This window comes from Pseudomonas sp. P5_152 (genome assembly GCF_033989915.1).
Taxonomy (GTDB): Bacteria; Pseudomonadota; Gammaproteobacteria; order Pseudomonadales; family Pseudomonadaceae; genus Aquipseudomonas.
The window spans coordinates 3,988,606-4,012,060 of the sequence record NZ_JASFAH010000002.1; the positions used below are offsets into that span (position 1 = coordinate 3,988,606).

A 23,455-nucleotide genomic window follows, 5' to 3' on the forward strand; every position below is an offset into this window, starting at 1 on the left:
ATAACGCATGGAGCCTGGTACCCTGTGGTGCCATCGAGTGCATCGCGAGCAAGCTCGCTCCTACAGTTATTTTTTGTCAGGCCAGCGCAGTCTCGGCCGGCGACACAATGCTGGTCTTGCCGCCACGGGACTTGCCGGAGCTCAGGTACTCGGCAATTGATTCCTGGGTCACTTCACCGAGGAACACCCGTTCCGCATCCAGCACCGGCAGCCACGAGCGGTTGAACTCGTACATGCGCGACAGCAGGATGCGCAGGTGCTCATCGTAGGCTGCTGTGGCGTTGAATTCGCGCAGGTACTGGCCACATGAGCCGCCCTGGCGGTGCAGGTCGCGGCGACGTACGTAGCCCAGGGCCTTGTTTTCGGCGCAGGTGACGACCACATAGCGGCGGTCGTGCTCGTCCATCAACTCCAGCGCATCGGCCACCGGGGTCTCCGGGCTCACGGACGGGGCGTTGTCCGCGGCATCTTCGGCCTTGACCAGCAGCAGGCGCTTGAGGGTGCTGTCCTGGCCCACGAAGTTGCTGACAAAGTCGTCTGCCGGATGGGCGAGCAAGGTGTCCGGGTGGTCGATCTGCAACAGCTTGCCGGCGCGGAAGATGGCGATCTTGTCCCCCAGCTTGATCGCTTCGTCGATGTCATGGCTGACCATGATTACCGTCTTGTTCAGCGCCCGCTGCATCTCGAAGAATTCGTTCTGGATCATCTCGCGGTTGATTGGGTCGACTGCGCCGAAGGGCTCGTCCATCAGTAGCAACGGGGCATCGGCGGCCAGCGCGCGGATCACGCCGATGCGCTGCTGCTGGCCACCGGACAGTTCACGCGGATAGCGGTGCAGGTACTGCTTGGGTTCGAGCTTGATCATGCTCATCAACTCGCGGGCGCGGTCGTGGCACTTCTGTTTGTCCCAGCCGAGCAGGCGCGGGACCACGGTGATGTTCTCCTCGATGGTCATGTTGGGGAACAGGCCGATCTGCTGGATCACATAGCCGATGTTGCGGCGCAGGGTCACTGCGTCGAGGTCGGTGGTGTCTTCGCCGTTGATCAGGATCTTGCCCGAGGTCGGTTTGATCAGGCGGTTGATCATCTTCAGCGTGGTGCTTTTGCCGCAGCCCGATGGCCCGAGGAACACGCAGATTTCGCCTTCATTGACGGTCAGGCTTACCGAGTCCACGGCTTTGACGTCTTTGCCGTTGCTGCGGAAGGTTTTGCTGAGGTTTTGAAGTTCGATCATTTCAGGAGTCCTTTTGGAGTCAGCGAGCGTTGCAGCCATTGCAAGAGCAGGTCGGCGAAGATGGCCAGCACACTGACCAGGACCGCGCCGACAATCAGCATCGACATGTCGCTGCGGCTGATGGAGGCGAGAATGAGTACGCCCAGGCCGCCGGCGCCGATGGTCGCGGCGATGGTCATCACCCCGATGTTCATCACCACGGCGGTGCGCACACCGGCGAGAATCACCGGCACCGCGATCGGCAGTTCGACCATGCGCAGGCGCTGGCCGAATGTCATGCCAATGCCCCGGGCGGCTTCGCGAATACCCGGTTCGACGCCGGTCAGCGCCAGGTAGGTGTTACGCATGATCGGCAGCAGGGAGTACAGGAACACCGCGGTAATCGCCGGCATCGGCCCCAGGCCCTGGCCGAACTTCGAATAGAACGGCAACAGCAGGCCGAACAGAGCAATCGAGGGCACGGTCAGCAGCACGGTGGCGCTGGCCTGTAGCGGGCCGGCCAGTGCCGGAAAGCGAGTCATCACAATGCCCAGGGGCACGCCGACGACAATCGCCAGGGTCACGGCAATCCCGACCAGGGTGATGTGTTGCCAGTTCAGGTGCAGGACAAGTGGCCAGTCCAGATGGGAAAAGGCGTTCAAGAAATCCATGGCTTTTCCTCCGGTTCAGTTGTTCGAAAGCTGTGGGTGCTGGCGCAGGAAGTCTGCGGCCACGGCCGACGGGCTTTCATGATTGACGTCGACCCGGGCATTGAGCTGGCGCATGGTCTCGTCATCGAACAGATCGGCCAGCGGCTTGAGTTGGCCAGCCAGTTGCGGATGGGCGTCGAGGTACACCTGGCGCACCACGGGGGCGGCGGTGTAGTCGGGAAAGTAATGCTTGTCGTCTTTGAGCAACTTGAGTTTGAACGCACTCAGGCGCCCGTCGGTGGTGTACACCAGGCCGGCAAACACCTGGCCATTGCGCAGTGCGGTGTAGACCAGGCCCGCGTCCATCTGGCGGATGTTGCGCCGGGTCAGGTCCATGTCATAGCGCTCGACCATGCCTGCCAGGCCGTCGGAACGGTTGGCGAACTCGGTGTCCAGGGCCACCAGCGGGTTGTCCTCGGCCTGATTGCGCAGCGCGGTGTTCAGCTCGCTGATGCTGTTGACCTCGGGGAACTGCGCAGCGATTTTCTCGGGCAGTGCCAGGGCATAGGTGTTGCTGAATTTCGACGGCGAGAGCCAGGTAAGGCCCTTCTTCGCATCCAGTTCAGTGACCCGCGCCAGGGACTGCTGGCTGTCGAGCTTTTCCGTGACGTGGTTGTAGGACACCAGGGAGACCCCGGTGTATTCCCAGACCATGTCCAGTTGCCCGGTTTCCTGGGCGCTGCGGGCCAGGTTGCTGCCCAGGCCGCCGGTGACCTGGGCGTTGTAGCCCTTGGCACGCAGGTATTGGGCGGTGATTTCGGCGAGCAGGGTCTGCTCGGTGAAGACCCGGGCGCCGATGCGGATCAGGGGTTTTTCGGCGGCCTGGGCAAATCCTGCGCACAGCAGGACGCAGCCCAGTAACAAGCTTGGTAATTTCATCGTGATTCCTTCGCTCAGCCGGGTTAGGACTGGGGTAACCCGCGTTCCAGCCAGAGGCGGCTGCTCAGTGTCACCAGACCGTCCAGCAGCAATGCCAGCAGGGCGGTACACGCCGCGCCGAGGATCAGTTGCGGCTGGTTGTTCAGGGCAATGCCGGGGAAAATCAGGCTGCCCAGACTGTTGGCGCCGATCAGGAACGCCAGGGGCGCGGTACCGACGTTGATCGCCAGCGCTACTCGCACGCCACCGATGATGATCGGCACGGCGTTCGGCAGTTCGACCCGCCAGAGCACTTGGCGCGGGGTCATGCCGATGCCGACGGCGGCTTCCTTGAGTGAACCCTGGACGTTTTTCAGGCCCTCGTAGGTATTGCGCACGATGGGCAGGAGGGAGGCGAGGAAGAGGGCGAAGATGGCAGGGCCGCTGCCGATCCCGAGGATCCCCAGGGCGATGGCCAGTACGGCCAGGGGTGGGACGGTGTTGCCGATGTTGAAGATTTGCATGAAGCGTTCGGCGCGTCCGACCAGGGTCGGGCGGCTGAGCAGGATGCCGGCAGGGATGCCCACGACAAGGGCGGCCAGCATGGAAGCGAGGACGAGGATCAGGTGAGCTTGCAGGTAAAACAACAAATCGTCGCGGTACAGTTCGATCGTGTTGATGCCGATCCAGTGGATCAGCAGGGCCAGGAGGGCGACGACAACCGCTCCCCCTATCAGCCCTTTGCCATAGCGAATAGCCACAGGCGGACTCCTTTATTTCAGTCGGCGCACACTTCCCGTGTGGCAACGCCATGCCTGGCTGCCGGGAAGGTGTTCGCGAAAAGCAGCTCGCCAATGCCGGCAAAACGGCATGAGGTCGAGCCATGAGCACAGCCTCGTCAGGCTGAATTGCAGATATTTCAGCCCCTGACGAAAGGTCGTAACAGGGGAGTGGACGTCTCTACGCTTTAAAAGGTTCCCATCTTAGGCAGCATTTGGCCACCCTTAATGTGCTCAACGGTTCGGTTCTGGGTTCAACTTGGGCTATAATCGCCGCCCTTTTTTGAATCACCTGCCAGGCGATTTCCCATGACCAAACAGGCCGCCGAAGTCGCGAAACGCCGCACTTTCGCCATTATTTCCCACCCCGATGCGGGTAAGACCACCATCACCGAGAAGCTCTTGCTGATGGGCAAGGCGATTGCGGTTGCCGGCACGGTGAAATCTCGCAAATCCGACCGCCATGCCACCTCCGACTGGATGGAAATGGAAAAGCAGCGGGGTATTTCGATTACCACGTCGGTCATGCAGTTTCCGTATCGCGATCACATGATCAACCTGCTCGACACCCCGGGCCACGAAGACTTCTCCGAAGATACCTACCGTACCCTGACGGCAGTCGACTCGGCCTTGATGGTCCTCGACGGCGGTAAGGGTGTAGAACCACGGACCATCGCCCTGATGGACGTCTGCCGGCTGCGTGACACGCCGATCGTCAGCTTCATCAACAAACTCGACCGTGACATCCGCGACCCGATCGAACTGCTCGACGAAATCGAGGCGGTCCTGAAAATCAAGGCTGCGCCGATCACCTGGCCGATCGGTTGCTACCGCGACTTCAAAGGCGTGTATCACCTCGCCGACGACTACATCATTGTCTACACCGCGGGCCACGGCCACGAGCGGACCGAAGTCAAGATCATCGAGAAGCTCGACTCCGATGAGGCTCGCGATCACCTGGGTGACGAGTACGACCGCTTCGTCGAACAGCTCGAGCTGGTGCAGGGCGCCTGCCACGAGTTCAATCAGCAGGAGTTCCTGGACGGCCAGCTGACGCCGGTGTTCTTCGGTACTGCGCTGGGCAACTTCGGTGTCGATCACGTGCTCGACGCCGTGGTCAACTGGGCACCAAAACCGCTGGCACGGGTTGCCAACGAGCGGACCGTGGAACCGGTGGAAGAGAAATTCACCGGCTTCGTGTTCAAGATCCAGGCAAACATGGACCCCAAGCACCGCGACCGAATCGCCTTCATGCGTATCTGCTCCGGCAAGTATGAAAAAGGCATGAAGATGCGCCACGTGCGCACCGGCAAGGACGTGCGGATCGGCGATGCGCTGACCTTTTTCTCCTCCGAGCGTGAGCAACTGGAAGAAGCGTTTGCCGGCGACATCATCGGCCTGCACAACCACGGCACCATCCAGATCGGCGACACCTTCACCGAAGGCGAAGCCCTGGGGTTCACCGGTATCCCGCACTTCGCCCCGGAACTGTTCCGCCGCGTACGCCTGAAGGACCCGCTGAAATCCAAGCAACTGCGCCAGGGCCTGCAGCAACTGGCCGAAGAGGGCGCCACCCAGGTGTTCTTCCCGGAGCGCAGCAACGACATCATCCTTGGCGCCGTGGGTGTCCTGCAGTTCGATGTGGTCGCCAGCCGCCTGAAAGAGGAATACAAGGTCGAGTGCGCCTACGAGCCGATCACCGTGTGGTCCGCGCGCTGGATCGATTGCAGCGATAAGAAGAAGCTTGAAGAGTTCAGCGTCAAGGCCGTGGAAAACCTCGCGGTCGACGGCGGTGGTCACCTGACCTACCTGGCCCCGACCCGGGTCAATCTGGCGCTGATGGAAGAGCGCTGGCCAGACGTGAAATTCCGCGCGACCCGTGAACATCACTAAGCGCTGAGCCGTCACACCCAAAACCCCGTTGCGAAAGCCGCGGGGTTTTTTGTTGGCGACGCGAGTCGCTGGCGCTCCCGCGTTTATAGGGGCGTGGGGATATGGGTGCCTTGGTGAAATAGCATTTGCCAATGCTCGCCTTGTTTACGCCAGATCGAACTGCGCAGGCTGTCGGCTTGGGTGTTGTGGCAGTGATACGTCACCAGTGCAGTGTGTTCCGACAACGGCTTGACCGTGAATTGACTGATGGTGCGTTGAACGAAGGCTTGCTGAGGCAACTGTTCGATCAAGTCTGCTTTGGTCCAGGTGCCGCCGCTGGCGCCGAACTCGCGGAAGTCATCGGCGATCAAGCATGAGAGTTCTTGTGCATCGCGTCGAACCCCCTGTGACAGCAGGCGTTGTTCCAGTTGCAGCAGTGTTTGCGAAAGATCCATGGCAGGTGGCCTCGTCGTGTTAGCTGGATTGGCTCTAACTGTTATTCACAACCAATCTGGAAGGATGTGGCATTTCCAGGCTTTAGTCAGCGTCCTATCTGGAGAACCCGACCGATCACAACTAGATTGCAGCCAACGCCATGGCGATTGGGTTCGTCGCCGCCAGGCTCTCCTCGAAAGGATGGAATCGGCTATGAGCATTTTTCCACGCAGTGTGCTGTTGCTTAAGGTGTTGCTGTTGCTGTCGGTGGGTATGTCTTCGGCGTGGGCTGAGTGCACTCGCCATGGTGAGCAGGTGTCGAGCGATCAGGTGGGAGACGGCGGATTGATGCTGGCCAAGTCCGAATCCGAGCCGGGGGACAAGGGTCAGGGAGGTAGCGCGGGCGACGATGACTCAACCACCGACGAGCCGGACAGCGATGATGCGGATGAGGGTGATAGCCAGACGTAGCTCGTCATTGCTCCAATCTTTTGTGGGAGCTGCTGAAGGCTGCGATTTGGGGGTATATCCGTTGCTGCGGTGATGGCGGCTTAGGGTTTCGCCCTTACGGCGAGGCACTTTTGTCAAACGACACAAAAGTACCCAAAAAGTCTTGCCCCAGCGTTCGGCCCCTCGCTAAGGCTCGGGGTACCTTCGCTGCGGTGCCCATCAGGGGGCATCGCCTACGGTTTGCTTCGCTGCACCTCCTCTCGATGCATGCGGCTTCGCCGCACGGCGCTACGCGCCTACCCCCCTGATGGACACCTTCGCTCAGCCTGCCGAAGGGGCAGGTGGATCAAGATCAAAAGCCAGAGCACGGCGACCTGACAGTCGGCCTGAGTGGTAAAGGCGGGCGAGGCGGCCTACCGGCCGGCCTGTTTTTCCTGGTTGGGTTGAAATTACTCTGTAGGAGCGAGCTTGCTCGCGATGGCGGTGGATCAGTCGACATTGATTGTGACTGACACTGCGCCATCGCGAGTAGGCCCCCACAGGTACCTGTGCAGTAGTTTGTCAGGCCGCACCCTCGAGAAATTGCTCGGCGTAATGACACGCTACCTGGCGGCTGTCGAGCAAACGCAAGGCCGGCTCTTCGGTACTACAACGCTCGGTGGCGTACGGGCAGCGCTTGTGGAAGGCGCAGCCGGACGGTGGGTTCAGCGGGTTGGGCAGTTCGCCGACGATCTTGATTTTCGGCTTGTCCGGGTCCGGGTGGATGGTCGGTGTGGCCGACAGCAGGGCCTGGGTGTAGGGGTGCAGCGGGCGGGTGTAGATGTCCTCTTTGGGGCCCATTTCCACCGGACGGCCGAGGTACATCACCATCACGTGGTCGGCCACATGGCGCACCACCGCCAGGTTGTGGGAGATGAACACGTAGGCGGTGTTGAATTCCTGCTGCAGGTCCATGAACAGGTTCAGCACCTGGGCCTGGATCGACACGTCCAGCGCCGAGGTCGGTTCGTCCGCCACCAGCACTTTCGGTTGCAGCATCATTGCCCGGGCGAGGGCGATCCGCTGGCGCTGGCCGCCGGAAAACATGTGCGGATAACGCTGGTAATGCTCGGGACGCAGGCCGACCTGCTTCATCATCGCCTGGACTTTGTCGCGCCGTTCGGCAGCGCTCAAGTTGGTGTTGATCAGCAGCGGCTCGGCCAATTGGTCACCGATTTTCTGCCGCGGATTGAGCGACGCGTACGGGCTCTGGAACACCATCTGCACGTCTTTGCGCAACTGCTTGCGCTCGGCCTTGTTGGCCCCGGTGACTTCCTGGCCGGCGATTTTCAACGAGCCGGAAGACGGCTCTTCGATCAGCGTCAGGGCGCGGGCCAGGGTCGACTTGCCACAACCGGATTCGCCGACCACGGCCAGGGTCTTGCCGGCTTCCAGTTCGAACGACACGCCGTTGAGCGCACGCACGGTGGCGTGGCCCTTGAACAGGCCGCGGGAGACTTCGTAGTGACGGGTCAGGTCACGGGCGGTGAGAACGACGGCCATTACGCCACCTCCTGATTCAAAGGATAGAAGCAGCGAGCGAGGCTGTTGCTTTTCGGATCGAGGGCCGGGCGCTGGGCGCGGCAGTTGTCCTGCACGTAAGGGCAGCGTGGCGACAGCAGGCAACCCTGCGGGCGGTCGTAACGGCCGGGAACGATACCCGGCAGCGTGGCCAGGCGCGATTCGCCCAGGCTGTGCTCCGGAATCGCCTTGAGCAGGGCTTCGCTGTACGGGTGCGCGGGAATGTCGAACAGCTGCGGCACCTGGCCGACTTCCACCGCTTGGCCGGCGTACATCACGCACACGCGCTGGGCGGTTTCGGCGACCACGGCAAGGTCGTGGGTGATCAGCACCAGGCCCATGTTCTGCTCTTTCTGCAGGGCCAGCAGCAGGTCCATGATCTGCGCCTGAATGGTCACGTCGAGGGCGGTGGTCGGTTCGTCGGCGATCAGCAGCTTGGGTTCGCCCGCAATTGCCATGGCAATCGCCACGCGTTGGCTCATGCCGCCGGAGAGCTGGTGCGGGTAGGCGTCCATGCGGCTGGCGGCCCCGGGGATCTCGACTTTTTCCAGCAGTTCGATGGCACGCTTGCGCGCCGCGCGGCCGGACATTTTCAGGTGCAGGCGCAGCACTTCTTCAATCTGGAAACCGACGGTGTAGCTCGGGTTCAGCGCGGTCATCGGGTCCTGGAAGACCATGGCCAGGTCTTTGCCGACGATCTGCCGCCGCTGCCGGTTGCTCAGCTTGAGCATGTTCTTGCCGTCGAAGTTCAGGGCGTCGGCGGTGACGATTCCGGGGTGCTCGATCAGGCCCATCAGCGCCATCATGGTCACCGATTTACCCGACCCCGACTCGCCAACGATGGCCAGGACTTCGCCCTTGTCCACGCTAATGTCGAGGCCGTCGACCACCGGAACGGCGGTCTTGTCGCCGAAACGCACGTTGAGATTCTTGATTTCTAACAGTGACATGGGAATCTCCTCAGGCGGCGTTCTTGAGTTTCGGGTCCAGCGCATCGCGCAGGCCGTCGCCCATCAAGTTGATTGCCAGCACGCTGAGCAAAATGGTCAAGCCAGGCAGGCTTACCACCCACCAGGCGCGTTCGATGTAGTCGCGGGCCGAGGCCAGCATGGTGCCCCACTCCGGGGTTGGCGGTTGCACGCCAAGACCGAGGAAGCCCAGGGCGGCGGCATCGAGAATCGCCGAGGAGAAACTCAGGGTCGCCTGGACGATCAGCGGAGCCATGCAGTTGGGCAGCACGGTGATGAACATCAGGCGGGGCAGGCCGGCACCGGCCAGGCGCGCGGCCGTCACGTAGTCACGATTCAGCTCGCCCATCACCGCGGCGCGGGTCAGGCGCACGTAGGACGGCAGGGACACGATGGCGATGGCGATCACGGTGTTGATCAGGCCAGGGCCGAGGATGGCGACAATCGCCACGGCCAGCAGCAAGGAGGGCAGGGCCAGCATGATGTCCATCAGGCGCATGATGGTCGGGCCTAGTAGACGCGGGAAGAACCCGGCGAACAGGCCCAGCAGGATCCCCGGGATCAACGACATCACCACCGACGACAAGCCGATCATCAGCGACAGGCGCGAACCCTGGATCAAGCGCGACAGCAGGTCGCGCCCCAGTTCATCGGTGCCGAGCAGGAACTGCAGTTGCCCGCCTTCGAGCCAGGCCGGCGGGGTCAGCAGGAAGTCGCGGTACTGCTCGCTGGGGTTATGCGGGGCAACCCAGGGCGCGAAGATCGCGCAGAAGATCACCAGCAACATGAACATCAGGCCGGCAACGGCGCCTTTGTTTTTGGAGAACGCTTGCCAGAATTCTTTGTACGGGGACGGATACAGCAGGCTTTGATCGACTGCTACCGAGGGTGTTGGAGTACTCATGGGTAATGATCTCAGCGCTGATGACGGATGCGTGGGTTGGCAAAGCCGTAGAGGATGTCCACCACGAAGTTGACCAGGATCACCAGGCAGGCGATTAGCAGGATGCCGTTTTGTACGACGGGGTAGTCCCGGGCGCCGATGGCTTCGATCAGCCATTTGCCGATGCCGGGCCAGGAGAAGATGGTCTCGGTCAGGACCGCACCGGCCAGCAGCGTGCCGACCTGCAGGCCGACCACGGTCAGTACCGGAATCAGCGCGTTGCGCAGGCCGTGGACGAACACCACGCGCGACGGCGACAGGCCTTTGGCCCGTGCGGTGCGGATGTAGTCTTCGCGCAGCACTTCGAGCATCGAGGAGCGGGTCATCCGCGCAATCACCGCCAGCGGGATGGTGCCGAGCACGATGGCCGGCAGGATCAGGTGGTGCAGGGCGTCGAGGAATGCGCCCGTGTCATCGGCCAGCAGGGTGTCGATCAGCATGAAACCGGTGACCGGCTCGATGTCGTAGAGCAGGTCGATCCGCCCGGAAACCGGGGTCCAGCCCAGGGACACCGAGAAGAACATGATCAGGATCAGGCCCCACCAGAAGATCGGCATCGAATACCCGGCCAGGGAGATGCCCATCACCCCATGGTCGAACAGCGATCCGCGCTTGAGGGCCGCGATCACCCCGGCCAGCAAACCGAGGATCCCGGCGAACAGCAGGGCAGCCATGGACAGTTCGAGGGTCGCGGGGAACAGCGAAGTGAACTCGCTCCAGACACTTTCACGGGTGCGCAGCGATTCACCGAGGTCGCCCTGGGCCAGTTTGCCGATGTAGTCCAGGTACTGGGCATACAGCGGCTTGTTCAGGCCAAGGCGTTCCATTGCCTGAGCATGCATTTCGGGGTCGACCCGGCGTTCGCCCATCATGACTTCCACAGGGTCGCCAGGAATCATGCGAATCAACGCGAAAGTCAGCAGGGTGATGCCGAAAAAGGTGGGGATCAACAACCCCAGTCGGCGGGCAATAAAACTAAACATCTTCTGGTGTACCTCATCAGCCGGTTAGGCGTACCGGTCAGCCCAGGATCGGGCTGTGGCCGGCGTTTTTTCTACTTCACCTGGGTGGTGGCGAAGTTATTGGTGGTCAGCGGGTTCATGTAGTAACCGTCGACGTTCTTGCGCAGGGCGGTAAACATCTTGGGATGAGCCTGATCGACCCACACCACTTCGTCGTGCAGGATAACCAGGGCTTTTTCATAGAGAGCGGCGCGTTCGGCAGTATCGATCGTGGCTCGAGCCTGGGTGATCAGCGCCTGGAATTGCGGGTTGCACCAGCGGCTGTAGTTTTCGCCGTTTTTGGCGGCTTCGCAACTCAGCAGCGGACCGAGGAAGTTATCCGGGTCACCGTTGTCGCCGCTCCAGCCGGCAGACACCATGTCGTGTTCGCCTTTCTTCGCACGCTTGAGCATCTCCGCCCACTCCATGACACGGATGTCGATGGTGATACCGACCTTGGCCAGGTCTGCCTGGATCAACTGGGCGCCCAGTTGCGGGTTCGGGTTGGTCGGGCCACCGGCGTTGCGGGTGTACAGGGTGAACACTGTGCCTGGCGGAACACCGGCTTCCTTGAGCAGCGCACGCGCCTGGTCGAGGTCCTGGGGCGGGTTCTTCAGCGTGGTGTTATAGCCCAGCAGCGCGGGTGGGTAGGGGTTGACCGCGGCAATCGCGTTGCCCTTGCCGTACAGGGTGTCGACATAGGTCTGTTTGTCCAGGGCCAACTCGATGGCACGGCGCACCCGCACATCGCTCAGGTATTTGTGGCTGGTGTTGATCGCGGTATAGCCGGTGGACATCGCCGCGATGGTGGCGATTTGCAGGGCCGGGTCGGCCTGGATGCTCGGGACATCGTCGGGTTTAGGGTAGAGCGCTACCTGGCACTCATTGGCCTTGAGTTTTTGCAGGCGGGTGTTGTTGTCCGGGGTGATGGCAAAAATCAACGGATCAGCCGGCGGCTTGCCACGGAAGTACTGCGGGTTGGCCTTGTAGCGGACCTGGGCATCCTTGGCGTAGCGCTGGAAGATGAACGGACCGGTGCCGATCGGCTTGCTGTTGAGATCGGCCATTTTGTCGGCTTTTTGCAATAACGCCGCGTACTCGGCCGAGTGAATAGAGGTGAACGCCATGCCCAGGTCCAGCAGGAACGGAGCTTCAGGGCGGTTCAGGGTGAACCTGACAGTCATCTCGTCGACTCTTTCGACAGCCTTGAGCAGGTTCTGGAAATCCATGCTTTCAAAGTATGGAAAGCCGACGGCAGATTGCTTGTGCCAAGGGTGGTTGGGGTCCAGTTGACGCTGGAAGCTCCAGACCACGTCGTCGGCATTGAGTGTGCGCGTCGGTTTGAAATAGTCGGTCGTGTGGAACGCGACGCCGGGGCGCAGGTGGAAAGTATATTGCAGGCCATCCGGGCTGATCTCCCAGCTTTCGGCCAGGGCCGGCTGGATCTGCGCGGTGCCGGGCTTGAAATCCACCAGCCGATTGAACAGGGTTTCCGCCGCTGCGTCGGACGTTACGGCGGTGGTGTAGAGCACCGGGTCGAAACCTTCCGGGCTGGCTTCGGTGCAGACCACCAAGGGTTTGGCCGAGGCACCGATGGCTGTCATCAGCACGGTGGCTGCGACAACCGCACGCAAGGGAAGCATCTTCATATAAACCCTCCGTATTCCATGAGCCAGATTAGTCGTTGGGGCCGATTCGTCGAATCGGCCCCGCGGTTGTCACGCCTTAGAGGACGTTGAACGGAATGGTGGTAACCAGGCGGAACTCGTTGATGCTGCCGTCAGCCTGGTTTTCGCTCGCCCGGTGTGCGGTGTAGGTGGCGCGAACGGTGGTGGCTTTCAGCGGACCGCTTTGAATGGCGTAAGTGCTGCCAATCCCATATTCATAGTGGTGTTCGCCGTCTTGCGACTGGATGCCGTCGTAGCCGGTGCCGGTGTAGTGGGTGCCGTCGATGCCCCAGCCGCGTGCCTGGTAGATGTTGAACTTGAGACCCGGTACGCCGTACTCGGCCATGTTCAGGCCATAGGAAACCTGGAAGGATTTCTCGTTCGGGCCGTTGAAGTCCGACAGCAGGGAGTTGGCCAGGTAGATGCCGTTGGTTTCGTGCAGGTAGTCGAAGTACTCGTTACCGTTCACTTCCTGGTAGGAGAAGGTCAGGGTGTGAGCCTGGTGGGTCAGGCCGAACGACAGGGAGTAGGTGTCGTTGTCGATGTTGCCCAGCTTGGCTTTGCCTTCTTCCTGGGTCTTGTAGTAGTTCAGGCCGGTGGTCAGGCTCAGCACCGAGCTGTCGCCCAGTACGTGGGTGGCGCCGAAGTAGTACTGGTTCCAGATATCTTCGGCCTGGGTGGCCCAGAGGCTGGTGGTCAGGCTGGCGAACGGCGAGTAGCTGATGCCTGCGGTGTTGACGTGATCGGCTTCGGCATCGATGGCGCCGTATTCGGAGCGGAATTTGCTCAGGCTTTCTTCGGTACGCGGCGAGTTGCGATCGAAGGTGGCCACGTCGAAGGCCAGGTTGCTCAGCTCTTCACTGTGCAAGGCCACGCCCTGGAAGCTCGAAGGCAGGGCTCGGTTGCTGATGACGTCGACTTGCGGGCTGCTGAAGTTCATGCGCCCGGCAGTCAGGGTGGTGTTGGAGATGCGGGCCTTGACGTTGGCCAGGCCCAGTTTGCTCCATTGCCCCTGGGCGTCGCCGCCTTCTTTGGTCAGGGTCCGGTTGTTGCCTGCGCCAGGACGAGTGCCGGGAGCGCCGCCGTTGTTGGAGGCCAGGTTTTCCCGATCACGTTCCAGCGCGACTGCGTTGTAGGCCGCCAGCTCGGTGCTGAAACCGACGGTGCCCTGGGTGAAGCCGGAGTTGTACTTGAGGATGGTGCCCTGGACCCAGTTGATCCGGCGATCGGTGGGGGTCGATACGCCGTCTTTTTTGTAGGCGAACTTGCCGCCACGCTTGAGTTGTTCGTTGGAGTACCAGTTACGGGTACTGCCGCTAATCGTCTGGCCTTCGATGAAGCCGGTGGCCTCGGATTGAGCATTGCTGGTATTGACCGTCACCGGGTTGAACGCCTGGCTCTGGGGTTCGGCATACGCGGTTGCGGTGATGCTGCTGATGGCCAGGGCCAACAGGGCGGAGTTGCTCAGTTTCATCAGTGAAGCTCCTTTTTTTCTCTTGTTATTGCCGGTCTCCTGTACTGAGCCGGCTATTGAGGGTGGAACTCATACAAGGCATCGCAAACGTTTGCATGGGGCGAAATCGCCGAATTCAGGCAACAGTCTGCTGTGAGGGCGAAAATCGCCCCCAAGGTTCTGCTAATCAGTTATTGCTCGATACCGACACCCGAGAACACGTTACGACCGAAGGGGCTGACCTTGAATCCTTCGACTTTGGCGCTCAATGGCTGGTTGACCGTGGAGTGGGCGACAGGAGTGATCGGCACTTGCTGCTTGAGCAACTGCTGGGCTTGTTTGTAGAGCACCGTGCGCTGTTCGCGGTCGGTAACGATCTTGGCCTGCTTGATCAGCTTGTCGTATTGCGGGTCGCACCACATGGAGTAGTTGTTGCCGCCAATCGCGTCGCAGCTGTACAGGGTGCCGAGCCAGTTGTCCGGGTCGCCATTGTCCCCGGTCCAGCCGATCAGGCTGACGTCGTGTTCGCCGTTCTTGGTGCGCTTGATGTACTCGCCCCATTCGTAGCTGACGATTTTCACTTTCAAGCCGATTTTCGCCCAGTCCGACTGCAGCATTTCTGCCATCAGCTTGGCGTTCGGGTTGTACGGGCGCTGCACCGGCATGGCCCACAGGGTGATTTCGGTGCCTTCCTTGACGCCCGCAGCCTTGAGCAGTGCCTTGGCTTTTTCCGGGTCATAGGCGGCATCCTTGATGCTGTCGTCGTAGGACCACTGGGTCGGTGGCATGGCGTTCACCGCCAGTTGCCCGGCGCCCTGGTACACGGCGTTGAGGATGCCTTGCTTGTTCACCGCCATGTCCAGCGCCTGGCGCACTTGGAGTTGGTCGAAGGGTTTGTGCTGGACGTTGTAGGCGATGTAGCCGAGGTTGAACCCGGGTTTTTCGATCAGTTGCAGCTTCGGGTCTTTTTTTAGCGCCTCGACATCGGCCGGGCGCGGATGCAGGGTGACCTGGCACTCGCCGGCCTTGAGTTTCTGCACCCGTACCGAGGCATCGGTGTTGATCGCAAAAATCAGTTGGTCGAGTTTGACTCGGCTCGGGTCCCAGTACTGTTTGTTGCCCGCATAGCGAATCTGCGAGTCCTTCTGGTAACGCTGGAACACGAAAGGCCCGGTGCCGACCGGCTTCTGGTTGATGTCGCTGGGTTTGCCCGAGGCCAGTAACTGGTCGGCGTACTCGGCAGAGAGAATCGAGGCGAAACTCATGGCGAGGTTCTGGATGAACGCAGCGTCGACTGAGTTCAGGGTCATGACCACGGTCAGGGGCGCGGTTTTTTCGACCTTGGCGATGTTCTTGTTCAGGCTCATCCCGTTGAAGTACGGGAACTCGGTGGGGTAGGCCTTACGGAAAGGGTGGTCGGTGTGAAGCATGCGGTTGAAGGTGAACAGCACGTCGTCGGCGTTGAAATCCCGGCTCGGGGTGAAGTACTTGGTGGTGTGGAATTTCACTCCTTCGCGCAGGTGGAAGGTGTAGGTCAGGCCGTCTGCGGAAATATCCCAGCTGGTCGCCAGGCCAGGAACGACGCTGGTGGCGCCTTTCTCGAACTCGGCCAGCCGGTTGTACAGTGGTTCGGCGGCATCGTTGTCGGTGGCGGTGGTGTATTGCGCAGTGTCGAAGCCCGCCGGGCTGCCTTCGGAGCAGAAAACCAGGCTGTTGCTGGCGGCCTGGCTGATGGAGGTGGCGGCCAACAGGCCGCTGCCCAGTAGGGCGGATAAAACCAAGGTATGGCGCATGACACTCCCTCTCTTATTGGAAATAAACCATGAGCCCTCGTCCCGTCCGGGGACGTGCGGGCACAGAACCACGGGTTTCAGCGATTGCCATTCCAGGCGCAGTACGGTCGGACCCTCGACGTTAGTGAGTCGAGTGTCGGGCGGTAAATGCGAAAGGCCTTAAATACAGGTAAGAAAAGGCGACACGTCCTAAACCCGTGGCAGTAGGCCGCAGTGATTTGGGATGTAGGTCAATTCCGCTGTCTTGGCAGATAGCGCCGCGGCGACCTCAGCAAGGTCGCCGCGGCAATACCTTATTTGCTGACGCTGACGCCGTAGAAGGAGTTCAAGCCAAATGGGCTGATCTTGAAGTCCTGCACGGTGTTGCGCATGGGTTGATACACCGTCGAGTGCGCGATAGGTGTCATCGGGACTGCATCTTTGAGGAGGTGTTGCGCCTGCTTGTACAGCTCGGTGCGTTTGGCAACGTCGGTGGTGGCCTTGGCTTCCTTGATGATGGTGTCGTACGGCTTGTCGCACCATTTCGAGAAGTTGTTGCCGCTCAGAGAGTCGCAGCCAAACAGTACGTTCAGCCAGTTGTCCGGGTCACCATTGTCACCGCTCCAGCCAATGATCATGGCCTGGTTCTCGCCACCTTTGGAACGCTTGATGTACTCGCCCCATTCGTAGCTGACAATGTTGACCTTGAGGCCGATTTTCGCCCAGTCCGACTGCAGCATTTCGGCCATCAGCTTGGCGTTCGGGTTGTACGGACGCTGGACCGGCATGGCCCACAGGGTGATTTCGGTGCCCGGCTTGATGTCAGCCTTTTTCAGCAGCTCCTTGGCCTTTTCAGGGTCGTACTTGGCGTCCTTGATGGTGTCGTCATAGGACCACTGGGTTGGCGGCATGGCATTGACGGCCAGTTGGCCAGCGCCCTGGTAGACCGAGTCGATGATCTGCTGCTTGTTCACCGCCATGTCGAGCGCCTGGCGCACTTCCAGCTTGGCCAGTGGGTTGGCGTCGGTACGGCCCTTGAGGACCGGCATCACGTTGTAGGCAATGTAGCCGAGGTTGAAACCCGCCTGATGCGGCAGTTTCAGGTCCTTGTCTTCACCCAGGGCCTTGAGGTCGGCCGGACGTGGGAACAGGGTGACCTGGCATTCGTTTTTCTTCAGCTTCTGGATACGCACCGACGGGTCGGTGGTGATGGCGAAGATCAGGTTGTCGATCTTGACGTCTTCAGGCTTCCAGTAGTCCTTGTTGCCGGTGTAACGGATGTTGGAGTCTTTCTGGTAGCTCTTGAACACGAACGGGCCAGTGCCGATCGGCTTCTGGTTGATGTCGCCCGGCTTGCCTTCCTTCAACAGTTTGTCGGCGTACTCGGCAGACTGGATCGAGGCAAAGCTCATGGCCAGGTTCTGGATGAACGCGGCGTCGACCGTGCCCAAGGTGAACTTGACGGTCTTGTCGTCGATTTTTTCGATGTTCTTGATGTTGGTGTCCATCCCCATGTCCGTGAAGTACGGGAACTCGGTGGGGTAGGCTTTGCGGAACGGCATGTCTTTGTCGATCATGCGGTTGAAGGTAAACAGCACGTCGTCGGCGTTGAATTCACGGGTCGGCTTGAAGTACGGCGTGGTGTGGAACTTGACCCCTTCGCGCAGGTGGAAGGTGTAGGTCAGGCCATCCGGGGACACGTCCCAGCTGGTGGCCAGGCCTGGAACAACAGCGGTGCCGCCACGTTCGAACTGGCTCAGGCGGTTGAACATGGTCTCTGCCGAGGCGTCGAAGTCGGTTCCGGTGGTGTACTGGCCAGGATCAAAACCGGCCGGGCTCCCTTCGGAGCAAAACACCAGGTTAGTCGCCGCGGAGGCGAAGGGTGCGCTAGCAAGCAAGCTGGCGCCGACTAAAAACGGAATGACCGCGTGTTTGAGCATGGTGGCCTCATGATTGTTGTCATTTTTGGAATTAGAGGACGACCTCGTGAGTCGACCTGCGGATACTTATGCAGGGCCTATACCCAATGCAAGATCCAGAGCGGCTACAAGTCTTAAACAGTGGTACGAACGTACCTTAATGTCGCATTCCTATAAACTTTGACGCATTTGATCGTTTGCGCGGGGGTATTTCGGTGCGATAGGCGCACCAAATGTGTGCTGATAGCACAGTTGGCGCACCTTTCCGAGGCGCGATGTTACCCAGCCATACGTACAGCCTAGACGGGTTTTTCGCGATGGCGAGGGGGATTGGCGGGTGCAAATCTGTAGGTGCAAGGCTTGCCCGGGAACGGCGTTGATGCGGTCTCACGTAAACTGCATCAACGCCGCCCGACCAGCTCCCACAAGCGTTACGGCATCAATACTTCAATAGAACCGTCGGCCGACATGCTGACCTGGCTGGTGCCGGCTTCCACTTCCGGGGTTACCGGGGCGGCATCCATGGCGGCCGCTTTCATCATCATCGGCGCGCGCAGGTAAGGTTGTGGATAACCGTTGCTGTTGAGGTTCAGGTTGACGATTTTGTAACCCTTGCCACCCAGGGCCTCGGTGGTCAGTTGGGCGCGGGCCTTGAAGGCGTTGACCGCTTCCTTGAGCAGCGCATCCTCGCTGGCCTTGCGGGTCGGGGTGGCGATGGCGAAGTCCATGCCGGCCATCTTCAGGTCGCCGAGCAGTTCACCGGTGAGTTTGGACAAGGCGGCGAAGTCCGAGCTTTCCAGGCGCAGTTCGGCGCGCTCACGCCAGCCGGTGATCTTCTGGCCCTTGTCGTCGTAGATCGGGTAGCTGTTGCGGCTGCCCTGGCGCAGGGTCACGTCCTTGACCTGCCGCGCTTGGCCCAGTGCCTTGTTCATTGCGGTGCTCACCACGGCCGCCAGCTTGGCCGGGTCGGCATTCTGCTCTTCGGTGTAGAGGGTCACGATCATCAGGTCGCGGGCGACTTCCTGGCTGACTTCGGCGCGCAGGGAAATCTGGTTGTAGTGCAACTCGTCCGCGGCCAGGGCCGGGAGGCTGGCCAGGGTGCCGGCACTGAGGGCGAGAAGGGCGGCACTGCGGCGAAATGTGTTCATCAAAGCTCCTTGGGTAGTGCGCAGGGGTAAGGTTGCGAGCCTGCGTAAAACCATCAGACTCTAGCTGCTATTGTCCGGTTCAGCCGGTTACAACTTCTATACAGTTAGCGCCAGGTGGTCGCAGCGCGGTCAATTGCCCTGTGTCGCTTTGCCGCACTTTTGCCTGTCAGGCCCCCTGCTTGGTTATACTCGACGCGATCCGCCTGGAGCGCTCATCAGGAGAGCTCATGCTCGCCCCCGTACAACTACTTTCCGCGACTCGCCAGAACCTCTGGCGACTGACATTCATCCGCACCCTGGTGCTGGCCGCCCAGGCCGGTTCGGTGGGGCTCGCCTATTGGTTCGACCTGCTGCCGCTGCCCTGGCTGGAACTGGCTGCGACCCTCGGTTGCTCGATGCTGCTGTGCGCCTTTACCGCCATCCGGCTGCGCACCTCGTGGCCGGTGACTGAACTCGAGTACGCCGTGCAACTGGCCTGCGACCTGTTTATCCACAGTGCGCTGCTGTATTTCTCGGGCGGTTCGACCAACCCGTTCGTCTCTTATTACCTGGTGCCGCTGACCATCGCTGCCGTGACCTTGCCGTGGCGCTATTCGGTGATTCTGTCGGGCATTGCGCTGACCATGTACACCTTGCTGCTGGCGCAGTTCTACCCCCTGGAAACCTTCCCGATGTACCGGGAAAAGATGCAGATCTATGGGATGTGGCTGAGTTTTGCCCTGGCGGCGGCGGTCATCACCTTCTTTGCCGCGCGCATGGCCGAAGAGCTGCGCCGCCAGGAAGAGCTGCGGGCGATCCGCCGGGAAGAGGGGCTGCGCGATCAACAGTTGCTGGCCGTGGCCACCCAGGCTGCTGGCGCCGCCCATGAATTGGGCACCCCGCTGGCGACCATGAGCGTGTTGATCAACGAGATGCTGCAAGACCATCATGACCCGCTGCTGCGCGAGGACTTGAGCGTGCTGCAGGACCAGGTGAAGCTCTGCAAGCAGACCTTGCAGCAACTGGTGCGCGCCGCCGAGAACAATCGCCGCCTGGCGGTGGACATGCAGGACGTCAGCGTCTGGCTCAACGAAGCGCTCGACCGCTGGCACCTGATGCGTCCGGAAGCCACTTACCGCCTGCAGCGGAAGGGGGAAGGCAGCGAACCGCGCCTGGCACCGCCGCCGGACCTGACCCAGGCCTTGCTCAACCTGCTGAACAATGCCGCCGACGCCTGCCCGGAAGGACTGGAAGTGACGCTGGACTGGGACGCCGTGGAGCTGACCATCAGTATTCGCGACCACGGTGCCGGTGTGCCGCTGGCCATTGCCGAGCAGATCGGCAAGCCATTTTTTACCACCAAGGGCAAAGGCTTCGGCCTGGGCCTGTTTTTGAGCAAGGCCAGCGTGACACGCGCCGGCGGCTCAGTGAAACTCTATAGTCATGAGGAAGGCGGTACGCTCACCGAGCTGCGCCTGCCCCGTGCCGCACGAGGAGACGACCATGAGTGACGAGATCCAAGTCGAAGGCGAAGACCTGCCGCATTTATTGCTGGTAGACGACGACGCTACTTTCACCCGCGTCATGGCTCGCGCCATGAGCCGCCGCGGTTTTCGCGTCAGCACCGCCGGTTCCGCCGAGGAAGGCCTGGTCATCGCTCAGCAGGACCTGCCGGACTACGCCGCACTGGACCTGAAAATGGATGGCGATTCGGGACTGGTGCTGCTGCCCAAGCTGCTGGAGCTCGACCCGGAAATGCGCGTGGTAATCCTCACCGGTTACTCGAGCATTGCCACTGCCGTCGAGGCGATCAAGCGCGGCGCCTGCAATTACCTGTGCAAACCGGCCGATGCCGATGATGTGCTGGCCGCCTTGCTGTCCGAGCACGCCGACCTCGATACCCTGGTGCCGGAAAACCCGATGTCGGTGGACCGCCTGCAGTGGGAACACATCCAGCGCGTCCTCACCGAGCACGAAGGCAATATCTCCGCCACCGCCCGCGCCCTGGGCATGCATCGGCGCACCCTGCAGCGCAAACTGCAGAAGCGTCCGGTTCGCCGCTGAACCGCCGCTGAACGAAAATCGCCAGCCACCCGGACAAAATGAACCGATCATCTATGATCGGTTCGTACTCCCTGTATTTCCTACCGAGCCTGAACCATGAATCAGAACGCTGAATATTGCGCGGTCAACGATGCGGTGCGCGGTCAGTTTTTCCGCCGTGTCTGGCAGATGATCACGCCTTATTGGCGCAGTGAAGAGAAGGGCAAGGCCTGGTTGCTGTTGATTGCGGTGATCGGCCTGTCGCTGTTCAGCGTGGCGATCTCCGTGTGGATCAACAGTTGGTACAAGGACTTCTACAACGCCCTGCAAAAGAAGGACGATGCCGCGTTCTGGAGCCTGATCCTGTATTTCTGCGGGATCGCCGCGGTGGCGATCCTGGGGGCGGTCTACCGTTTGTACCTGACCCAGATGCTGACCATCCGCTGGCGTGCCTGGCTCACCGAGAAACACTTCGCCCGCTGGCTCGGGCACAAGAACTACTACCAGCTGGAGCAGGGCGGTTACACCGACAACCCGGACCAGCGAATCTCCGAAGACCTCAACAGTTTCACCAGCAACACCCTGAGCCTGGGCCTGGGGCTGATTCGTACCGTGGTCAGCCTGGTGTCGTTCTCGATCATCCTGTGGGGCGTTTCCGGCAGTATCGAAGTATTTGGCTACACCATTCCCGGCTATATGTTCTGGTGCGCCCTGGTCTACGCGCTGGTGGGCAGCTGGATCACCCACCTGATCGGTCGCCGCCTGATCGGCCTGAACAACCAGCAACAACGCTTTGAAGCCGACCTGCGGTTCTCCATGGTGCGGGTCCGCGAGAATGCCGAGAGCATTGCGCTGTACAACGGCGAGGCGAATGAAAACCAGCGCTTGAGTACGCGGTTCGGCATGGTCTGGCACAACTTCTGGGACATCATGAAAGTGTCCAAGCGCCTGACTTTCTTCACCGCGGGTTACGGTCAGATCGCGATCATCTTCCCGTTCATCGTCGCGGCGCCACGGTATTTCTCCGGCAAGATCGAGCTGGGGGAACTGATGCAGATCAACTCGGCTTTTGGCAACGTGCAGGAGAACTTCAGCTGGTTCATCAGCGCCTACGCCGACCTGGCAGCCTGGCGTGCCACCTGTGACCGGTTGTTGAGTTTTCGCCAGGCCATGAGCGAAAACGAAGAGCGGGCGCCGGCCATCGATGTACGCCAGGAGGGCGCTGAGCTGCAAGTGCAGCAGGTGGGCCTGGACCTGGCGGATGGTCGTCATCTGCTGACCAGCGCCGACATGACCGTGGAGCAGGGCGACAGGCTGATGCTCAGCGGTCGCTCGGGTAGCGGCAAAAGTACCCTGTTGCGGGCCATGGGCGGTTTATGGCCGGCCGGGCATGGGGCCATTCGCCTGCCGAGTGCGCGCTACCTGTTCCTGCCGCAGAAACCCTACCTGCCGATTGGCACGCTGCGTGAAGCCTTGAGTTACCCACAGTCCGGCGATACCTATCCGCATGAGCGCTACGTGCAGGTGCTGGAGACCTGTCGCCTGCCCCATCTGGTGCCGCGCCTGGATGAAGCCAACCACTGGCAGCGCATGCTGTCGCCGGGTGAACAGCAACGCCTGGCGTTCGCCCGTGCGCTGCTTTATGCACCGCAATGGCTGTACATGGACGAAGCCACTTCGGCGATGGACGAGGAAGACGAGGCCACGCTGTACCAGGCGCTGATCGATCAACTGCCGGGCTTGAGCATCGTCAGCGTCGGCCACCGCAGCAGCCTGAAATGGTTCCATCCGCGCCATGTGCGGATCGACAACGGCCATCTGCAGGAGCAGACCGTGACGGCCTGATCCCACTGCAAATGTAGGTCAACAGTGATCGTACAACCGCCCTGCGCTATGATGTGCGTATCACTGCTTGCCTGAGATTGATCTTGACCATGGAAAACCCGATCGACGTCCCTCGTCTGCCCCGCAAGCGCCGTAGCCTCGCGCAGGAACTGGTGACGGTGCTGTCCGAGCAGATTCGCGACGGCTTGCTCAAGCGTGGCGACAAGTTACCCACTGAGTCCGCGATCATGGAGGCCCACGGCGTCAGCCGTACGGTGGTCCGTGAAGCGATCTCGCGCTTGCAGGCTGCGGGGCAGGTGGAAACCCGCCACGGGATCGGCACCTTTGTGCTCGACACCCCAAGCCCTAGCGGATTTCGCATCGATCCGGCCACCGTGGTCACCCTGCGTGACGTGCTGGCAGTACTGGAGTTGCGCATCAGCCTGGAAGTCGAATCTGCCGGGCTGGCCGCGCAACGCCGCAGCCCCGAGCAACTGGCCTTGATGCGGGCGGCGCTGGATGCGCTGAATGAGAGCGCTGCGCATGCCGGGGACGCGGTGGCTTCAGACTTCCAGTTCCACCTGCAGATTGCCCTGGCCACCGGCAACCGCTACTTCACCGACATCATGACCCACCTGGGTACCAGCATCATTCCGCGTACCCGCCTCAACTCGGCGCGCCTGGCCCATGATGACCACCAGCACTACATGAGCCGGCTGGCCCGTGAGCACGATGAAATTTACGATGCCATCGCGCGCCAGGATTCGGATGCAGCCCGTGCCGCCATGCGCCTGCACCTGACCAACAGCCGTGAGCGCCTGCGCCATGCCCATGAAGAGGCCCAGGCCCAGCGCGGCTAAA

The 23,455-nt window shown here is 61.1% G+C and carries 20 protein-coding genes; 6 read left to right on the plus strand and 14 right to left on the minus strand.

Translation table 11 applies throughout. The features are described from left to right. Positions 1-76 precede the first annotated feature (76 nt). Genes QMK50_RS17920 through QMK50_RS17935 form a run of 4 tightly spaced genes read right to left on the minus strand, consistent with a single transcriptional unit; the run spans position 77 to position 3,542 of the window. Positions 77-1,234, minus strand: coding sequence for a betaine/proline/choline family ABC transporter ATP-binding protein (locus QMK50_RS17920; RefSeq protein WP_095169438.1), 1,158 nt, complete (start codon positions 1,232-1,234; stop codon positions 77-79). Beyond that, a complete protein-coding gene (locus QMK50_RS17925; protein WP_320333641.1) occupies positions 1,231-1,884 on the minus strand; it encodes an ABC transporter permease in 654 nt (217 codons plus the stop codon). The genes QMK50_RS17920 and QMK50_RS17925 overlap by 4 nt, the downstream gene beginning before the upstream one ends. 15 nt (positions 1,885-1,899) lie before the next feature. Next, entirely contained in the window at positions 1,900-2,802 is a 903-nt protein-coding gene (locus QMK50_RS17930) for a glycine betaine ABC transporter substrate-binding protein (protein WP_320333642.1), read from the minus strand. 23 nt (positions 2,803-2,825) lie between these two features. After that, complete coding sequence (locus tag QMK50_RS17935; protein ID WP_095169435.1) at positions 2,826-3,542, minus strand: ABC transporter permease; 717 nt, start codon at positions 3,540-3,542, stop codon at positions 2,826-2,828. A 327-nt stretch (positions 3,543-3,869) separates the two neighbouring features. Here QMK50_RS17935 and QMK50_RS17940 point away from each other — a divergent pair, with 327 nt between their 5' ends. Continuing rightward, positions 3,870-5,453, plus strand: coding sequence for a peptide chain release factor 3 (locus QMK50_RS17940; protein ID WP_095169434.1), 1,584 nt, complete (start codon positions 3,870-3,872; stop codon positions 5,451-5,453). Positions 5,454-5,536: 83 nt separating this feature from the next. Here QMK50_RS17940 and QMK50_RS17945 read toward each other — a convergent pair whose 3' ends face one another. Next, on the minus strand, positions 5,537-5,887 hold the full coding sequence (locus QMK50_RS17945; protein WP_320333643.1) for a nuclear transport factor 2 family protein: 351 nt from the start codon (positions 5,885-5,887) through the stop codon (positions 5,537-5,539). A 193-nt stretch (positions 5,888-6,080) separates the two neighbouring features. Here QMK50_RS17945 and QMK50_RS17950 point away from each other — a divergent pair, with 193 nt between their 5' ends. Next, a complete protein-coding gene (locus QMK50_RS17950; RefSeq protein ID WP_320333644.1) occupies positions 6,081-6,338 on the plus strand; it encodes a hypothetical protein in 258 nt (85 codons plus the stop codon). A gap of 540 nt (positions 6,339-6,878) precedes the next feature. Here the strand turns inward: QMK50_RS17950 and QMK50_RS17955 are convergent. The 9 genes from QMK50_RS17955 to QMK50_RS17995 all read right to left on the minus strand — a co-directional run bounded on the left by QMK50_RS17955 (position 6,879) and on the right by QMK50_RS17995 (position 18,748). Further along, positions 6,879-7,859, minus strand: coding sequence for a peptide ABC transporter ATP-binding protein (locus tag QMK50_RS17955; RefSeq protein ID WP_159993738.1), 981 nt, complete (start codon positions 7,857-7,859; stop codon positions 6,879-6,881). Beyond that, on the minus strand, positions 7,859-8,827 hold the full coding sequence (locus tag QMK50_RS17960) for an oligopeptide/dipeptide ABC transporter ATP-binding protein (RefSeq protein WP_320333645.1): 969 nt from the start codon (positions 8,825-8,827) through the stop codon (positions 7,859-7,861). The genes QMK50_RS17955 and QMK50_RS17960 overlap by 1 nt, the downstream gene beginning before the upstream one ends. Before the next feature lie 10 nt (positions 8,828-8,837). Continuing rightward, on the minus strand, positions 8,838-9,749 hold the full coding sequence (locus tag QMK50_RS17965; protein WP_159993742.1) for an ABC transporter permease subunit: 912 nt from the start codon (positions 9,747-9,749) through the stop codon (positions 8,838-8,840). Positions 9,750-9,760: 11 nt separating this feature from the next. Continuing rightward, positions 9,761-10,771 (minus strand): ABC transporter permease subunit, encoded by a 1,011-nt coding sequence (locus QMK50_RS17970; protein ID WP_159993744.1) that lies wholly within the window; start codon positions 10,769-10,771, stop codon positions 9,761-9,763. Between the two features lie 71 nt (positions 10,772-10,842). Then, positions 10,843-12,438 carry an ABC transporter substrate-binding protein gene (locus tag QMK50_RS17975; RefSeq protein WP_095169314.1) on the minus strand — a complete coding sequence of 532 codons (1,596 nt, stop codon included), beginning with the start codon at positions 12,436-12,438 and terminating at the stop codon, positions 10,843-10,845. A 76-nt stretch (positions 12,439-12,514) separates the two neighbouring features. After that, the gene (locus QMK50_RS17980; RefSeq protein ID WP_159993746.1) at positions 12,515-13,930 is read right to left on the minus strand and encodes an OprD family porin; all 1,416 of its coding nucleotides are present in this window, start codon (positions 13,928-13,930) and stop codon (positions 12,515-12,517) included. 170 nt (positions 13,931-14,100) lie between these two features. After that, positions 14,101-15,702 carry an ABC transporter substrate-binding protein gene (locus QMK50_RS17985; protein WP_320333646.1) on the minus strand — a complete coding sequence of 534 codons (1,602 nt, stop codon included), beginning with the start codon at positions 15,700-15,702 and terminating at the stop codon, positions 14,101-14,103. Positions 15,703-15,995: 293 nt separating this feature from the next. Continuing rightward, positions 15,996-17,621, minus strand: coding sequence for an ABC transporter substrate-binding protein (locus QMK50_RS17990; RefSeq protein ID WP_095169317.1), 1,626 nt, complete (start codon positions 17,619-17,621; stop codon positions 15,996-15,998). 410 nt (positions 17,622-18,031) lie between these two features. Then, positions 18,032-18,748: an SIMPL domain-containing protein gene (locus QMK50_RS17995; RefSeq protein WP_320333647.1), complete on the minus strand. Its 717-nt coding sequence runs from the start codon at positions 18,746-18,748 to the stop codon at positions 18,032-18,034. A gap of 227 nt (positions 18,749-18,975) precedes the next feature. On the opposite strand from QMK50_RS17995, the gene QMK50_RS18000 reads away from it, so the two are divergent. The 4 genes from QMK50_RS18000 to QMK50_RS18015 all read left to right on the plus strand — a co-directional run bounded on the left by QMK50_RS18000 (position 18,976) and on the right by QMK50_RS18015 (position 23,454). Then, positions 18,976-20,238, plus strand: a complete 1,263-nt coding sequence (locus QMK50_RS18000) for an ATP-binding protein (protein ID WP_095169319.1) — start codon at positions 18,976-18,978, stop codon at positions 20,236-20,238. Next, positions 20,231-20,791 (plus strand): response regulator transcription factor, encoded by a 561-nt coding sequence (locus QMK50_RS18005; RefSeq protein ID WP_095169320.1) that lies wholly within the window; start codon positions 20,231-20,233, stop codon positions 20,789-20,791. Before QMK50_RS18000 ends, QMK50_RS18005 begins: the two co-directional genes overlap by 8 nt. Before the next feature lie 96 nt (positions 20,792-20,887). Next, positions 20,888-22,615: an ABC transporter ATP-binding protein/permease gene (locus QMK50_RS18010; protein ID WP_320333648.1), complete on the plus strand. Its 1,728-nt coding sequence runs from the start codon at positions 20,888-20,890 to the stop codon at positions 22,613-22,615. Positions 22,616-22,704: 89 nt separating this feature from the next. Further along, a complete protein-coding gene (locus QMK50_RS18015; protein ID WP_095169322.1) occupies positions 22,705-23,454 on the plus strand; it encodes a FadR/GntR family transcriptional regulator in 750 nt (249 codons plus the stop codon). Position 23,455: the final 1 nt, after the last annotated feature.

Excerpts from the sequence above, each read along its gene's own strand:
- QMK50_RS17945 (WP_320333643.1), bottom strand. The coding sequence starts at position 5,887 with ATGGATCTTTCGCAAACACTGCTGCAACTGGAACAACGCCTGCTGTCA.
- QMK50_RS17990 (WP_095169317.1), bottom strand. The coding sequence starts at position 17,621 with ATGCTCAAACACGCGGTCATTCCGTTTTTAGTCGGCGCCAGCTTGCTT.
- QMK50_RS18010 (WP_320333648.1), top strand. The coding sequence starts at position 20,888 with ATGAATCAGAACGCTGAATATTGCGCGGTCAACGATGCGGTGCGCGGT.
- QMK50_RS17970 (WP_159993744.1), bottom strand. The coding sequence starts at position 10,771 with ATGTTTAGTTTTATTGCCCGCCGACTGGGGTTGTTGATCCCCACCTTT.
- QMK50_RS17930 (WP_320333642.1), bottom strand. The coding sequence starts at position 2,802 with ATGAAATTACCAAGCTTGTTACTGGGCTGCGTCCTGCTGTGCGCAGGA.
- QMK50_RS17960 (WP_320333645.1), bottom strand. The coding sequence starts at position 8,827 with ATGTCACTGTTAGAAATCAAGAATCTCAACGTGCGTTTCGGCGACAAG.
- QMK50_RS17965 (WP_159993742.1), bottom strand. The coding sequence starts at position 9,749 with ATGAGTACTCCAACACCCTCGGTAGCAGTCGATCAAAGCCTGCTGTAT.
- QMK50_RS17980 (WP_159993746.1), bottom strand. The coding sequence starts at position 13,930 with ATGAAACTGAGCAACTCCGCCCTGTTGGCCCTGGCCATCAGCAGCATC.
- QMK50_RS17955 (WP_159993738.1), bottom strand. The coding sequence starts at position 7,859 with ATGGCCGTCGTTCTCACCGCCCGTGACCTGACCCGTCACTACGAAGTC.
- QMK50_RS18000 (WP_095169319.1), top strand. The coding sequence starts at position 18,976 with ATGCTCGCCCCCGTACAACTACTTTCCGCGACTCGCCAGAACCTCTGG.
- QMK50_RS17950 (WP_320333644.1), top strand. The coding sequence starts at position 6,081 with ATGAGCATTTTTCCACGCAGTGTGCTGTTGCTTAAGGTGTTGCTGTTG.
- QMK50_RS17920 (WP_095169438.1), bottom strand. The coding sequence starts at position 1,234 with ATGATCGAACTTCAAAACCTCAGCAAAACCTTCCGCAGCAACGGCAAA.
- QMK50_RS17985 (WP_320333646.1), bottom strand. The coding sequence starts at position 15,702 with ATGCGCCATACCTTGGTTTTATCCGCCCTACTGGGCAGCGGCCTGTTG.
- QMK50_RS17975 (WP_095169314.1), bottom strand. The coding sequence starts at position 12,438 with ATGAAGATGCTTCCCTTGCGTGCGGTTGTCGCAGCCACCGTGCTGATG.
- QMK50_RS17940 (WP_095169434.1), top strand. The coding sequence starts at position 3,870 with ATGACCAAACAGGCCGCCGAAGTCGCGAAACGCCGCACTTTCGCCATT.
- QMK50_RS18015 (WP_095169322.1), top strand. The coding sequence starts at position 22,705 with ATGGAAAACCCGATCGACGTCCCTCGTCTGCCCCGCAAGCGCCGTAGC.
- QMK50_RS17925 (WP_320333641.1), bottom strand. The coding sequence starts at position 1,884 with ATGGATTTCTTGAACGCCTTTTCCCATCTGGACTGGCCACTTGTCCTG.
- QMK50_RS17995 (WP_320333647.1), bottom strand. The coding sequence starts at position 18,748 with ATGAACACATTTCGCCGCAGTGCCGCCCTTCTCGCCCTCAGTGCCGGC.
- QMK50_RS18005 (WP_095169320.1), top strand. The coding sequence starts at position 20,231 with ATGAGTGACGAGATCCAAGTCGAAGGCGAAGACCTGCCGCATTTATTG.